The following is a 15,506-nucleotide window of genomic DNA, read 5'->3' on the forward strand; positions in this document are numbered from 1 at the left end:
GGGTTGCCCCGGGCGCGCCTGTGCAGTGTTTAAAATAACGAATAAAATAACAGGAAGTCCCAGTGAATACGCGTAATCAACAAACCAACCTGGTTATCGAGCTCTCACCTAGACAAGTTCATTTACTCCAAGATCAACAGCTGCATCCGCTAAGCCCAGTGTATAACGTGTACACGGGCTTTTTGGTTAAGGGCCTGACAAGCCAGCAATTACAGGAGGCCGGACGCCAGCTGCTAGTGCGCCACCCGCTCTTCAATTGTCGCTGGCAGGCAGGCAGCGACAATCTGGTGACCTGCACAGACGCTCATGAGCCTGACGAACTATTCAGCTACGATCCCGAGTTGAGTGAAGACCTGCGAGGCTGGTGCCGGGCGCAAGTAGCTAGCGCCATCAGCCTGGAGGGCAAACTGTACGACTGCCGGATCAAAGCCTGTGAAGCCGGATATCTGGTGCTGTTCAAGCTTCATCATGTGATTTGTGATCAGTGGTCCTTGCAGGTCTTGGTGAATGACTTCCTCGCGTCTTTAGAATCCATACTGGAGCATAGAGATGCGACTTTAGAGCCGCTTGATTATACCTCGGTCAGTGAACAAAACACCGATGATGAGCCCTTATACCAGCCTGATCACGCCCTCGACTTTAGCGATACCGGACTGCAACAGGCACACAATAAGTTCAGCGGATTAGGTGAGTTCGACACCCTCAACGATGAGTACACGCGACTGGCTGAATTGGCCGGCGAATATGGGGTCAGTCGATTCTCCGTGCTACTGGCATGCTGGTTCCTGGCCTTATATCGCCACAGCGGTCAGACAGATCTGACTATCAGTATTCCGGTAGCAAGGCGCAGCCGTAAAAATCGCTACCATCTGGGCCATTTTGTCGACCTGCAACCTGTCAGTATCACCGCCATCGACAGCCTCAGTATTCAGGAGTTGCTGGGTAAGCTGGAGCAACAAACCATGACCGCATTGCGCTCACCAGCGGCCGATCCGCAAGGGCACAAACATAATGTGATCTGTAACTACCTGCCACAGCTCAAGATCCGTGGCTTTCGCCCGGGTCTGATGGGATTACTGTCGGGCGTACAATCCACCCCGTTAAGCCTCGCAAATGGCCAGGCGCAGTGTCACGGACTGTGCCTGAGTAACGCGCAAGACAGTGCCATTGCTCAGGTTGATCTGGAACTGACTTTGTTTGAAGTGAATGATGCACTGCACACTAAGCTGATTGGCCGGGCGAATTATTTCGATCAGCAGGAGCTGGCCCATCTGGCCGAATTGTTTAGCTGCGCCCTGACAACACTGACCCCAACTCAGCCGCAAACCATCGCGAACCTTTTAACATCTGACAGGGGGTTTGTCTCTTTACCCGAACAGCCGCACACGCACATTTTGCAACACCTCCACCAGCTGACACAGCAGCAAGGGACGTTATGCGCAGTTGAAGATGAGCACACTGCACTGAGCTACACTGAATTGATGCAGGCACTGGAACGGCGCGCCGCCCAGCTCAGCGAACAAGGTGTCAGCAAGGGCATGCAGGTTGCCGTCTGTCTCGACAAATCTCTCGATAGCCTGGTCACGATTTTAGCCCTGTGGCGCCTGGAGGCCGTGTCCTTACATTGCGACATTGCCTGGCCGAAAGAACGACTGCTGGCATGCCTGGATCAGCCAGGATTGAGCTTGCTGCTACTCAGCCAGGAAACCAATATGGATATGCCTTGTCGCACTTTGGTGCCCGCACAACTGAGCCCACCGCAACAGGCGCTGACCACATCAATAGCGGAACTCAATGCCACAGCTGCGGCCTATGTGATCTTCACTTCGGGCACCTCAGGTAAACCCAAAGGCGTACTGGTCAGCCATGCCGGACTGATGCCGCTGGCCCGCGCCCAGCAAGCCTTATTCAACGTCTCGCCTGACGACAGAGTATTGCAGTTTGCTTCTTTGTCCTTTGATGCCGCTATTTCGGAAATCGTGGTAACGCTGGCCGCCGGTGCGACCCTGGTCATGGCCAAACAAGCAGACACTTTCTCTCATCAGACGCTGTTAGCACTGCTTAACGATCTGGCTATCACTTCAGTGACTTTGCCGCCGAGCCTGATCCAGCTACTACAGCCCGGCCTGGTTCCGCAGCTGAAAACCTTGATCAGCGCAGGTGAAGCCTGTCCGAAAAAACTGCTCCAACTGTGGCCTCAGCATCTGAGATTTGTGAATGCCTACGGCCCGACTGAATGTACCGTATGCGTGTCGGCCAAAGTAATCACCTCGGCGCAGCTGGCAAAGCCCGAAGCGTTACACAGCAATAATATTGGCCGGCCCATCACGGGGATGCAGGTGCAGATCCTCACGCCTTTGGGCAGACAAGTACCCGACATGTGCTGGGGCGAGCTGTGTGTCAGCTCAGCGGGTCTGGCACTGGGGTATATTGGCCAGCCCGAAGCAACAGCCAACGCTTTTATTGAACAGCCGGATGAGCCCACCCTGCGCTACTACAGAACGGGTGACAAAGCTCGCTTGCTGCCCAACGGTGAACTGGAAATTGCCGGTCGTATTGATCAGCAGGTTAAAGTACGCGGTTTTCGCATTGAGCCCGAGGAAATCGCCCAGCATCTCACGCTCCACCCTCAGGTCAGGCAGTCGTGTATTCTGGCGCTGCAACAGTCCGGGAAAACTTACCTGCATGCCTGTTATGTGGCCGAGCCCGATTGCGAAATAAGCGCACAAACACTGCAATCTTATCTGGCTGAGCGACTCCCCTATTACATGGTGCCGACCCGCTGGAGCGAGCGAGAAGTATTACCACTCAATGTCAGCGGCAAAATTGATAAGCAACGCCTGAGCGAATCCGTACAGGCTGAGGTGTCTCAGCCACAGATTGCCGACAGAGCAGGAAGCGAGCAAGAGCACACCATACAGGCAATCTGGCAGGCGCTGCTGGGTCACCCCGTCGCACTGGATACCAATCTGTTTGAGCTCGGAGTTGACTCACTGCAACTAAGCCAGGCGCATCGTCAGGCTTGTCAGGCACTCAATAGTGTGGCTGGCATTAAAGACTTTTATCAGGCCACCAGCATAGCTCAGCAAACCGCACTGCTCCTGGCACAACCCGGCCAGGGGGAAACCAGCAGCTGGTCCGCGCCCACCACTGACGCTCAGCGCTTTACCCAGCCGTCACTCAGTGCCGAGCGCTTATGGTTTGTCGAGCAACACGAGGGCGCACACGCCCGCTATAATATTCCCATAGCACTGCGCATTCAGGGCGCACTGGACAGCGAGAAACTCACCGCCTGTCTGAACCAGGTTGCGGCTCGTCATGAGATCTTGCATACCGCTTTTCGCATAGAAGAGGGTGAATTAACCACCCATCTGGTTACTCCACCAAAACTGCAAGTCGAGCATTTGTGCGTAACTGAGTACGATGATGAGGCCCAACGACTGAAAGCTGCTGCTGATGTGTATCAGTCGCAATTACTGACGACCTGCTTCGATCTGTCTCAGCCACCACTACTACGCTGTGCGCTTATTGAGTTGGGCAACGAGGACCACGTGCTGGCGCTGGTGTTTCACCATATCGTTGCAGATGCCAGCTCTGGCGCCTTATTTTTACGCGAACTCACCGAGCTTTGGCAGCAACCAGATCTGCAAACAACACACTGGCCGCAGGCAGGTCGTTACAGCGACTATGCCAGAATGCAGCACGCATGGCTGCAAAGTCCGGCCTGTGCAAGACAGCAAACCTTCTGGCACGACTACTTAAATGAAGCACAGGCACTGGCGTTTCCCGTCGCGGGAGTGATAGATGCTGACGATAAGGCGGGCACAGTGCGCCGCGAAATCCCAATCCCGCTGAGCACAGCTATGAAACAACTGGCAGTGCGCTTGCAGGTGTCTGAGAACATGCTGTATCTGGCCAGTTTTCAGGTGCTTTTATGGCATTACAGCCGCCAGTCACGGTTTGTCATTGGCCTGCCTGCGTCGGAGCGCAAAGAAGCACAACAATATACGCTTGGTTTTTTCATTAATACCTTGCCGCTGCTGGCCGAAATTGACCCGCAGCAAAGCTTCACTGCGCTGGCCGGGCAGGTAAAAGAGCACTGTCTGAGTGTACTGGAGCACGCCGAACTGCCCTATCATCATATCCTGCAAAGCAGCGAAGGCGCAGCGACCGGCGCTAAACGCGACCTGGTGCAGGTATTGTTTTCCTGGGTGCAGGCTCAGCCTGACATTCAGTTGCCCGGACTCGATATGGCACCGTTTGCCGTGGATGCACAGCAAGCAAAATTCCCGCTGACTATGAATGTACTGGCCAGCAATGACCGGGTTGAACTGTGCTTTGAGTACGCACTTAAAGCGATGGACTCAGTCTATGCCAACGACTTTATCGATAACTGGCTCACTCTGTGCGAAGATCTGGTAAAGGACAGCAGCAAGCGCGTAGGCAAACTAAACTGCGTATCTGCACACAAGCGCACCGAGATCCTGTGCGAGCGCAACAACACAGAAGTGGCGCTGCCAAAAACCAGGAATGTTTATACTTACTTCCGTGAACAGGTGCAGCTTCACGGCGAACGCACCGCCTTAAGCTGCGACAAGCAAAGCCTGGATTATGCCTCACTACAGCAGCAAACAGAGCAGATAGCACAGCAGTTGCACCAGCAAGGCATCATCGCAGGCGATAAAGTCGCGCTGTGCTATCAGCAGGGCAGCGAGGGACTTATCGCAATTTTGGCCACAGTACGCCTGGGTGCCGTGTATGTGCCCGTTTCTGTGGATTATCCTCTGTCACGTATCAAACACCTGCTAGAGGCCAGTGACGCAAAAGTGTTACTGAGTGATGTGAAGGAGGTACTGGACGCTGAACTTGCCTGTCCGTGCCTGAATTTGAATGAGACCCCAACACCCAAAGACGTTACTTTGCCAGAGTGTGAGGGCACCTTAGCGGATCCGCTGTGTATATTATTTACCTCAGGGTCAACCGGTTTGCCAAAAGCAGTGCCTGTCTCTCATGGCGCCATACTGCGTACGGTTTGTAACAACAACTACACCGAACTGAGCTGTCAGTCGGTGATCTCGCAAATAGCAAATATCTCCTTTGATGCCGCCCTGTTTGAACTCTGGGGTGCCTGGCTACACGGTGGTGAACTGACCGTGGTGCCACGCGAAGCGGCACTGGCCCCGGATACGCTGCGCCAGTACATCAGTGCACGCAGGATCAGCCATATGTTCCTGACGACGGCCTTGTTCCATGAGTTGGCACGTCAATGCCCGGAGGTATTTGAGGGTCTGCAAACCCTGTTAACCGGAGGCCAGGCTGGTGACCTCAAACTGATGCACGCGGTGCTGGATGCCTGTCATCAACCACTACAGATTGTGAATGGCTACGGACCCACGGAATCAACCTTCTATGTCAGCAGCTATTGCCCGGCCAATCATGGCGACTTTACGGCAACCCGTTATCACACCGCCCATGCCCCCCTGGGTAAGGCGCTGAACAATACGCGTTTGTACGTACTGGATGAGCAATTACAGGTCGTGGCTGACGGCAGCTGGGGCCAGCTGTATATTGCCGGTATGGGACTAACTTCAGGGTACCTCGACAGTGCGCAACTCAATGCCGAGAAGTTTACGGAACTGACGCTGCCAGAGGTCGGCACTGAACGTCTGTACGCCAGTGGCGACCGGGTGCGTTATCTGCCAGACGGTAATCTGGAATTTGGCGGCAGGCTGGACAATCAGCTCAAGATCCGTGGATTCCGGGTCGAGCCGGCAGAAGTTGAGGCCTGTTTGCGTCATTGCCCGAACGTAGCCAATGCTGCGGTACGCGCGTTTAATGACCGTCAGGGCGAATTGTATCTGGCGGCTTATCTGGTTGCCGGACCCGACACTGGCATCGACCTGTCACAGATCACCGCAGAGCTGGCAGGTGAACTCCCGGCCTATGCACAGCCCGGGGTATATGAATGCCTTTCAGAACTGCCGCTGACCGCCAACGGTAAGCTCGACTACCGGGCGCTGACAGAGCCACAAGTCAAGGCAAGCGACGATCCGGCTCCGCTTGATGAACGTCCGTTTGATGACTGGGAAAATATCGTAGTCTCTCACTGGCAGCAGCTACTGGGCGTGCCACAGGCCGACCGCAATAGCGACTTCTTTGCACTCGGCGGTCAGTCCATCCTGGCTATGCGTTTATTGCATCAAATTAATCAGGCACTCGAACTTTCGGTCCCGGTTGCAACCTTATTTGCCAACCCTAAACTGGGTGACTTTTTAACCGCTATTGCCTCAGAGGCCACTAAGCAAAGCAACCAGGCGCTGTCAGTCCATTTTGATCCGCAAGACTGCTATCCTCTCAGTTATGCGCAGGAAAGATTATGGGTTATCAACCAACTGCAAAGCCAGGATCCGGGCTATAACATCCCCTTTGCTTTAGAAATCCACGGCAGTTTCGATAAAACCGCCTTCAGCGCCGCATTGAGCGATTTGGTCTTGCGCCACTGTAGCCTGCGTACCGTGTTTAAACGCCTGGCAGGTCGGCCGGTGCAGCAGGTGTTAAGCCCCTTTACAGTCGCCATTGAAGAGCAGGATTGCCGAACACACAGTGACGATGAGCTCACTCTGACACTGCGTCACCTGGCACGGACACCGTTTGATCTGAGCCAGCTTCCGCTGTTTCGGGTTACCCTGCTAAATTGCGCCGAAGAACGTCAGATACTGTTATTTAACTTTCACCATATTATTGCTGACGGCTGGTCGGTACGGATACTACAACAGGAGCTGGCTGAGCTATATGAAAGCCATTGTCGGGCGACCCAGGCGACGTTAGCCACTTTACCTTTACAGGTGAAAGATCTTGCCTACTGGGAGCGCCATGACAGCAACCACAGCGCGGTGAATGACGCCGTTTCATACTGGCAAACTTTAATCGGCAGCGAGCCAAAGCACTCTGTATTACCCTACGACTATGAAGAGAGCGGCGAGAATCGTCATCAGGGAGAAATCTTCCGACTGAGCTTAGATAGCAAGCTCAGTGAGGCAATCAACACCTGCTGTAAGCAATACAGCACCACGCCTTACCAGTTCGGCCTGGCTGCCATGGCCTTGTTACTGGGGCGCTACAACAACAGTGACAAAGTCATTATTGGCACACCGTTCGCAAACCGTCAGGTACCACAAAGCCAGTCGCAGATAGGTTTTTTTGTCAACATGTTGCCCTTCGTAGTCGACCTGGATGAGGCAGACAACACCGCGCAACTGCTGGCACAGATCAGTCAGCGCTTTACATCTGCCATACAATACCAGCACGCCCCCTTTGACCGTATTGTCGATGCACTGGGCGTTGAACGTGTCGAGGGTGAAACCCCCTTAGTGCGAGTGGTATTCGACAGCCAGATGCACGGCATTGAAACCAATACCGAGCAACAGGGCAGCGTGTTCAGAGCATTACCGCTGGACATGCATAGCGCTAAATTTGACGCCACCTTTACCCTGGTTGAAGATGAGCAGGGACTGGGGCTGGCCATTGAATACAACACACAACGCTTTGAACGCGACACCATAGCGCGCTTTGGCGCCAATCTGCAAGGCGTCATGACTCAGCTGCTGGAGCATAGCGCACTGGCCGAGGTATCTGTGGTGGCGCCCCAGGAGCAGGCGCAGATTGCCCGGTTCAGTGCGGCGCAAACCCAATACCCTGTGACCGACTTGGCGACTGCTTTTGAACAAACAGCTGCGCGTTTTGGTGATCGCATTGCCGTCAATTATCAGGGCGAAGCGTTGAGCTATCGCGAACTCAACCTGCGTGCTGAGCAAGTGTCTGCGTCTTTACTGGCATTGAATATTGCTGCCGGAGACTTTGTTGCCATTAACGTCGAGCGCTCACTGGATTTAATCGCCTCCATCATCGCGGTGCTCAAGCTGGGCGCGGCCTATATCCCGCTCGATACCCATGTACCGCAAGACAGGATCGCCACCATACTGGAAGACGTCAGTGTTGCCGCCTTTATTGTCGATCAGACACCCAGCGAGATAGTCGCCGCCAGTGGTGCGCCCTGGCTGGCACTGAGTGAGCTGCAAAAAGGTGAAGCCGCTGACTATGACCGGGCAGAGATACTGGCGCGGCGTGACTCCGAACTACCCTGTTATGTGATCTTTACTTCTGGCTCAACCGGACGCCCCAAAGGCGTGGTGGTCAATCATAGGAACGTGGTGCGCCTGCTCAAGTCCAATGAACAAAATTATCACTTCAGCGAGCAGGATGTGTTCAGCCTGTTCCACTCCTACGGATTTGATGTATCGGTCTGGGAAATGTGGGGAGCGCTGTTATATGGTGGCCGCATTGCCCTGGTGCCACAATGGGTGTGTCGTGCACCAGAGCAGTTTGACCGCTTTATTCACGATCAGCAGGTCACCATATTAAGCCAGACACCCACGGCATTTCTGGCGCTGATGCGCGCGCACCTGAGTCATAATCAGTTCCGGTATGACGCACTGCGCTATGTGATTTTTGCCGGTGAAAAGCTGGATATCATGCAGCTGCGACCGTGGTTTGAGCGCTACCCCAAGCGACAGCACCGCCTGATCAATATGTATGGCATCACAGAAACCACGGTGCATAACACTTACCGGGAGATCACAGCCGCAGACTTAACCTCAGGCGTGGGCAATGTGATCGGTCGTCAATTCGATGACCTGTCTATCTGGGTACTGAACGAACAAGGTGAACCACAACCGCTGGGCGTATACGGTGAAATGTTTGTTGGTGGTGACGGTGTTACGCTGGGCTATTTACACCGGCCAGAGCTTAACGCGGAGCGCTTTGTGACAAAACAGCTGGATGGGCGCGAGCAACGCCTTTACCGCAGTGGCGACGTTGCCAAATGGCACCCCAGTGGCGAGCTGGTCTATCGCGGGCGCAAAGACAATCAGGTGAAGATCCGGGGTTTTCGTATCGAGCTGGGTGAGATTGAGGCGGCGTTTTCCGCTTTGCCACTGGTCGAAGCCTGTGAAGCTATGGTATGGCAACGAGATGCAGGCGACCCCTGCATTGTTGCCTGCCTGAAAATGGCAGCTACCGCCGATGCCAATATCGACGAAGCGGCTTTCAAGGCTAAGGTACAGGGCCGCTTACCTGCTTATATGATCCCAGCGTATTTGCATGCGGTGAATGACTTCCCGCTCACCAGTAACGGCAAAGCCGACAAAAAAGCCCTGCTACAACAGTTGCAAGACAAACTGGCGCGTCCGGCACCGAATGCCATGACGACACACCATAGCAAAGCAGTACCTGATGCCCTCAGTCCGCTGCGCACTATCTGGGCCAGAGTACTAAAGCGCAACGACTTCAGTGACACAGACAACTTCTTCACACTCGGTGGGGATTCGATCTCGGCGCTGGAAGTGGTTGCCGCAGCTGCCAAACAGGGCATTAAACTCACTGCCAAACAATTTATGAGCAACCCAACGCTGGCGGCTCTGGCGCCATTAAGCGATCAGCTTGTCACCAGCCACAACCACGCGGTACAAAATTACGGGCAAGTGCCGCTGACGCCAATCCAGCAATGGTTCTTTGCTCAGCAATTTGCCACCCCCGCTGGCTGGGACCAAAGTGCCATCTTTGCGCTGGATTTGAGTATCGGGCAAAGCGAGTTGAATGCCGCGGTGGCCAGACTGGCTGAGGTTTACGACCTGTTCCATACCCGCTTTAGTGAGCAACAGGGTCAGCAAATGCAGTGGCTGTATGACAAGCAGCAAAACCACGCGCCGCTCTATCAGGTGATTGACGCTGAACTACACTGGCAGGATGAAGAAGCCCGGACTCAGGTATTGCATGAATTTGCTAATCAGGTGCACCAAATGGTCGACCCCTGGCAAGGTTGTAACCTGGTCTTTGCCCGCATCTGTGCAACGCACAATGAACAACCACAGCAATACCTGCTGGTGGCGTGTCACCACTTATTAATTGACGGTGTTTCCTGGCGTCTGCTGATGAAAGATCTGGCAGATGCACTGGCAAACCCAGACACCAAACTAACCGCCCCACAATCCGGTTACCGGCAGTGGGCTGAGCACCTGGTTGAGCAGGCTCAAAAGCCAGAAGTCGTCAGTGAGATCACCGCCTACTGGTTGTCACCCAAATGGCACATCAGCGGGGTCGATGACGCCTTGCAAAGCAACTATGAAGAGAACCTGTATGGTGATGCCACCACCGTGAAACACACCCTGAGCAGCGCAGCAACTCAGGCACTGCATAATGCATGTCAGCGCATGCGGTGTACACTGGAGGAATACCTGATTGCCCGGCTGTATCAGTCACTGACCGGGCTGTTGGACACAGACGCGCTGGTTCTGGACTTAGAAAGCCATGGCCGCCACAGTTATGACGAGCAGCTGGATGTTTCGGCCACAGCAGGTTGGTTTACCAGCATTTATCCGGTTCTGCTTCAGGGTAAAGCGCAGCAAACGGATCTGGTCGGCTGTATCAAAGAACAGCTCCGCGCCGTGCCCGAGCAGGGGTTAAGCTATAATCTGGCACGCTACTTAAGTTTTGATTCGGCCCTGCGCGAGCAATTGAGTGCGCTGCCAAAGGCCTGGCTAAGCTTTAATTTCCTCGGTGATTTTAGCGCCGAGGATACGCCAGACGCGCTGCTGAGTGCACCGTTACATCACCTGCCGCTGGGTGACAACGCGGCACCGGAAAATAACCGTCCTTATTTACTGGAAGTGATTTTCTGGCTTGATCAGGGACAGCTACACAGCCGCTTAATCGTGAACCCGGATTTGCTGGCGGGTCCTTTGAATAATCTGGCAAATACTCTGTGGCAGACTTTAGAAGCGCCACAAAGCAGCGATGACGCACACCTGTGGCCGAGCGATTTCTCTGCCAACCGGCTCAACCAGGAAGCCATGGGTGAACTGACACAGGCCCTGACCGAGCAGCAACTGACACTAAATAACGTCGCCGATGTTTATCCGCTGACACCAGTGCAGCAAGGTATTGCGTTTGATACTCTGGCTGATCCGGGCAAGGGCGTGTACATTTGCCAGCTTTACTGGACCTTTACCGAGACGCTGGATGAGGAAGCCTTTATTGGTGCGTGGCAAACTCTGATAGACCACAACCCGATTTTGCGTACCAGCTTCCACTTTTTATCCTCAGGCGAGCACGCTCAGGTGGTCCATACACAAATGGCCCCACCGCTAGAGCACCTCGATCTCACTGGCTCAGTGCAACAGGCTGAACAAATAGATCTGGCACTCACGAACAGCCGCTACCAGGAATTCAACCTGGCACAGCCAGGGCAATTTCGCCTGCAACTGATCCGCCTCAGCGAGCAACGCACCCTGTTTTGCTGGACCTATCACCATATCATCCTCGATGGCTGGTCTCAGGCCAATCTGTTGCAACAGCTGTCTGCGGCATTAAAGCCGGGCACCCAAATGCGCTCCCTGACGCCTTATCGCGAGTATGTTGATTTGGTTGCCGGACGAGATCAACAGGCTCAGCAGCAGTTCTGGCAAACCTATTTAGCAGCCTTGCCTGAGCAGCGTAAATTATTGCTGGCGCCACCTACACCAGATGAAACGCAGAGTTTCGATATGCTGAGCGAGACGCTGAGCGATGAGCAGTTTACCAGGCTGCGTGAGCATGCAGAGCAACAAGGCACCACACTAAACAACCTGGTACAGGCGGCCTGGGCACTGACTCTCAGCGCAGTATGTCATAGCAATCAGGTGGTCTTTGGGGTAACGGTTTCTGGCCGCCCCACCGACATGACCGGCGTGTTGGATATGACAGGCTTGTTTATCAATACCCTGCCTATGATAGTGGACTGTCAGCCTCGACAAACGGGTAGCGAGCTGGTTCAGCAGATCGGCGACTGTCAAAGCGCCCTGATGAGCTGGCAATTCAGCTCTGCTCAGGAGATCAAGAAATGGGCACAGATTGACGCCGAAGACGACCTGTACGAGAGCATACTGGTGTTTGAAAACTACCCGGTTGACGAAGACATGATGCGTGGTGACGGTCTGGCTATCTGTGATTTACACGCAAGAGAAAATACCGCCTTTGGCCTGACCCTGAGCGTTTGCCCGGGCGATACGCTCAGCCTGAACCTGGGTTATAAAACCGCCAGGTACAACCGTGCAGGGATCCAGACACTGCTCGACAGCCTGTGTGCCAACCTGAACCGACTGACTGAAGACGCACACCAGCCGCTGCAACTATCTGAAACGGCATTGATCTGTACTGCCCCCATGCACGCTGCGCAAAACACCACCCTACTGGATGAGTTCAGCCGGCAGGTTGCGCTCAGAGCACAGGCAACGGCCCTGACCGATGGCACACAGGACGTTAGCTTTGCTGAGCTGGAAGCCAATGCAAAAGCGCTGGCACACGGCCTGATTGCACAGGGTTGCTGCCCGGGCGATGCCGTAGTTCTGGCGCTGCCACGTTCGGTGGACTTAATACGCGCACTGCTGGCCATCTGGTATGCCGGTGGTGTCTATGTGCCTGTAGACCCGGGTTTTCCGGCGGAACGTATCGAGTACATCGCCAATAAGGTCAAGGCTAAGGTCCTGATCTGTGAGGAATCCTTACTGGACAGCTGCCAGGCACTCAGCGTGCCACAGTGCTGCATCAACACGCCTGCGGCCCTTGCCAGTACAATTCACCCGGCGTGCGAGTTACCCGGACCCAGTGCGCTGGCCTATGTGCTCTTTACTTCGGGATCAACGGGTCAGCCTAAAGGGGTTGAGATCAGCCACCAGGCGCTGGCTGAGCATATTCGCTGGCATGTCAGTGAATTTGACTTGCAGCCTCAGGATAGCTGTTTGTTGATCACACCTGTGGTGTTCGACGCCTCAATCAATGCCCTGTTGCCCTTTATGGCCTGTGGCAGCAGTTTGTATCTGGCCCCTGCCGACGTGCACAATGAACCGGACCGGCTCATAACCCTGCTCAGAGATAACCATATCAGTCAGTTGCACCTGGTCCCCAGTATGCTGGACATTTTGTTGCAACAGCCCGAGTTTGCCACCCTGGATGACCTGAGGTATGTCAAAGCAGGCGGTGAGGCTCTGAAAGCGTCAACCGTCACAGCATTTTATCAGGCCCTGCCCGGCAGCGAGTTAATTAACCTGTATGGCCCGACTGAATGTTGTGTCGACAGTCTGTTCTGGCGCGCGCCGCGAACCTTTGGCCCTGAACAGGCAGTCAAAATAGGCAACCCGGCCGGTCCAATCGCCGCCGTGGTGGTCGATCACAATCTTAACCCTGTTCCCGATGGCGTGACTGGCGAGCTGCTGCTCAGCGGGCTCAAACTGGCACAGGGCTACTGCAACGACAGCGAGTTAACCCGTCGCGCCTTTGTTACCCTGAACGGCCAGCGCTACTATCGCAGTGGTGATTTGGTCTGGCGGGATCAACAGGGCGAATACCTTTATGCAGGACGCCGCGACCATCAGGTGAAGCTGAACGGGGTGCGTCTGGAGCCTGAAGAGATTGAAAACCAGCTGGCAACACTGGCTGGCGTAAAAGAGCTGTGTGTGGCAGTCAAACCCTTGGCCTCACAAAACAACAAACCCGTGCTGGTCGCCTATTGGGTGGCGCGCGAAGACACAGATGATGATCTGCAAAGCGCACTCAGAGCCCATGCAGAGGCCCATTTACCGCAAACCCACAGACCTGGCGTATATCAGCAGCTCACAGCGCTGCCGCGCCTGCCAAGTCTTAAGGTAGACCGTAAAAAGCTGCCCGAGCTCAACCTGATAAAAACAGGGGAAGCACAACGCGTCGCACCGCAAAGTGAGGCAGAATACGCACTGGTAGTGGCACTGGCCGAGTTACTGAGTCTGGAAACAGCGCAGATTTCGCTTGCAGATAACTACTTCTCTTTGGGTGGCGATTCACTGATTGCCATTCAGCTTGGTGCCCGTCTGAAACGCGACGGCTGGCGCCTGCAGGTGAAGGATCTGCTGGCGCAGCAAACCCTGAGCCAGGTGGCGGCCTGCTGCACGGCACTCACCGACTGTGAACAGGCGCCGGTTGAAGCCCGCCTGTCTGGTCCGCTGGTGCCTATTCAGGCACGTTTCTTCGAGCAAGAATTTGCCGAGCAACACCACTGGAATCAGGCTTTTGCCTTCACTTTACTGCAGCCTCAGTCGCCAGATTTTATTGCTGAGGTAGTTACCCAGCTGGACAAGCACCATGAGATCTTCCGTTTACGCTTTGACCGTCAGGAAGGACAATGGCAACAAAGGATAGACCAGACAGGCACCGGTCTGGTGCTTGAGTATCATGATTTAAGCCAGCATGACGACAGCCTGATGGCAGAGCAGCTCCAGCTCATTGCCGGAGATGCTCAGGCCAGTCTGGATCTGCAACTGGGGCCGATCAGCAAGGTCTTATTATTCGATTGTGGCCAGCACCGACCTCAGAAGCTGGTGTTTATTATGCACCACCTGGCGATTGATATGATGGGCTGGCGCGCCATTTTTGAGGACCTGTATCAGCTGATTGAAAGTGCCGAGCCACAAGCCGAGACATTGCTGCCCACGACTTTGTCGTACATTGAGTGGGGTCATCACCTGGCAGAACATGCAGATGTGTACCGAGATGAGCTGAATTACTGGCGCAACCTGCCCTTCGACAAAGTGCCGGCCCTGCCTCAGGATTTTGCTGTGCAGGACAACACCGAAGCGTGTGCCGAAGTGGTTTCAGTTGCGCTGGATGAAACCCGCACCGATACATTATTGCGGACCATTCCACAGGCGTTTTCAACCCAGATCAATGCACTGTTACTGACTGCTTTGCATCGGGTAATGGCCCAGTGGCATGGCGCCGACCACCTTGCCGTGAGCCTTGAAGGTCACGGACGGGATGAACTGCCCGGCGTGGACAGTGTCGACATCAGCCGCACTCTGGGTTGGTTTACTAAAATCTACCCTGTGGTATTACAGCTTGACCAGCATGCGGATCTGGTGAGCGGCCTGCAAAGCATTCAGTCGCAGCTGGACGCAGTGCCAAACAAAGGGATGGGCTACGGGGTACTGAAATACGCCAGTGATCAGGCTGAGCAGCTGCAACACTTGCCTAAGCCGCAAATAGAGTTTAACTATCTTGGTCAGTTTGTCAGTCAGGGCAATGCGTCGCCCAAGATGGTGATAAGCGATGACGCCATCGGGCCGCTACACAGCCCGAAAGCCCACCGCTCTGCCTTGCTGGGGATCGACTGTTTTGTGAACCAGGGACAGATCAGCTTCCACTGGTCTTTCAGTCATGCCATTCACCGTCGGGAGACCATTGAAGGGCTGGCACACGCTTATGTCACAGTACTGCATGAGCTATGTCAGTTGGCAGAAGCTGAACTGACCTAAACTCTACATCAGCAATACGCGACATAAAAAACAGGGCGCCCGTTAAGTGGCGCCCTGTTTTTATTCATGCCGATAGCACAACCGGAATCGGGAACTTGGCCATCGCGATATAAGCTCTGCACAGAGCCA

General features: G+C 54.5%; 1 protein-coding gene. It reads left to right on the forward strand.

The window, feature by feature from the left end; all coding sequences use genetic code 11:
- Positions 1–62: 62 nt before the first annotated feature.
- Positions 63–15,377 carry a non-ribosomal peptide synthetase gene (locus tag CWB98_RS11490; protein ID WP_138545009.1) on the forward strand — a complete coding sequence of 5,105 codons (15,315 nt, stop codon included), beginning with the start codon at positions 63–65 and terminating at the stop codon, positions 15,375–15,377.
- Positions 15,378–15,506 lie beyond the last annotated feature (129 nt).

The sequence above is a fragment of the Pseudoalteromonas rubra genome, from assembly GCF_005887115.1.
In the GTDB taxonomy this organism is placed as follows: domain Bacteria; phylum Pseudomonadota; class Gammaproteobacteria; order Enterobacterales; family Alteromonadaceae; genus Pseudoalteromonas; species Pseudoalteromonas rubra_F.